The organism is Xenorhabdus budapestensis (genome assembly GCF_002632465.1).
Classification (GTDB): domain Bacteria; phylum Pseudomonadota; class Gammaproteobacteria; order Enterobacterales; family Enterobacteriaceae; genus Xenorhabdus; species Xenorhabdus budapestensis.
This window is the reverse complement of record NZ_NIBS01000106.1, coordinates 1-894: the sequence shown is the minus strand read 5'-3', so window position 1 is coordinate 894 and position 894 is coordinate 1. Positions and strand designations below refer to the sequence as shown.

Genomic DNA, 894 nt, shown 5'->3' with positions numbered 1-894 from the left:
GCGTATTAATGAGGCGATTGATAACGTACTGTTTGAAAACGGTAACCCGGATGGCTCCGGGCGCATATTGATATCTGAACTGCAATATGCCATTGCGGGCGTACCGGGCACAGCAGGATTTGTGATCACATCACCGGCAGACAATATTGCCTTACCGGTTGGTCATTTACCCGTACGGGGCGAGGTGAAATACACATGAAACAGTATAGCGTGGCGGATTATACCGCGGCACTAAATGGCCTGTTACCTGCCGGGATGGCGTGGACGCGGCGCCCGGAGTCGGCTATCAGTAAGGTCATCCGGGCGCTTGCCCGGAGCTGTCACCGCAGTGATCAGGATGCGCATTTATTACTGGAGGGCAGCTTCCCGGCAACCGCAACAATCATGTTACCGGAGTGGGAAAAATCGCTAGGGTTGCCGGATGACTGCGCCATTGGGGAAATTGACAGTATCTCATTGCGGCAAAAATCGGTAGTCTCAAAGTTATTACGCACAGGCGGTCAGTCCAAATCCTATTTTATCGGACTGGCGGCAGAACTGGGATTTCACATTACCATTACGGAATTTCGGCAGGCCAGAGTAGGCATGTCTGCGTGTGGGGATGCATTAAATGGCGGTGACTGGCCGTTTGTCTGGCGCATTAATGCCCCGGCAACCACGATAAATTACGCTGTGGCAGGCGGCAGCTATTGTGGTGATCCGTTGCGTTCATGGGGCAATAAAAAGCTCGAATGCCAGTTTCAACGGATAAGCCCGTCTCACACAATCCTTCAGTTCGGTTACGTCCAGTAACCCTCATAAATTTCAATTTCATTTCATTTTTATCACTTTTAGTGAGTGAGGATTAGCGATGCAAAAAATCGGTGATATTACGAACACCGCGGACAGTAACGG

General features: G+C 50.7%; 1 protein-coding gene and 1 pseudogene. Both read left to right on the top strand.

All coding sequences use genetic code 11. From position 1 onward, the window contains the following. A pseudogene (locus tag Xbud_RS20035) lies at positions 1–199 on the top strand (baseplate J/gp47 family protein); the annotation flags it as partial. After that, a complete protein-coding gene (locus tag Xbud_RS19075) occupies positions 196–792 on the top strand; it encodes a YmfQ family protein (RefSeq protein WP_099137540.1) in 597 nt (198 codons plus the stop codon). The pseudogene Xbud_RS20035 and the gene Xbud_RS19075, both read left to right, overlap by 4 nt. The last annotated feature ends 102 nt before the right edge of the window (positions 793–894 follow it).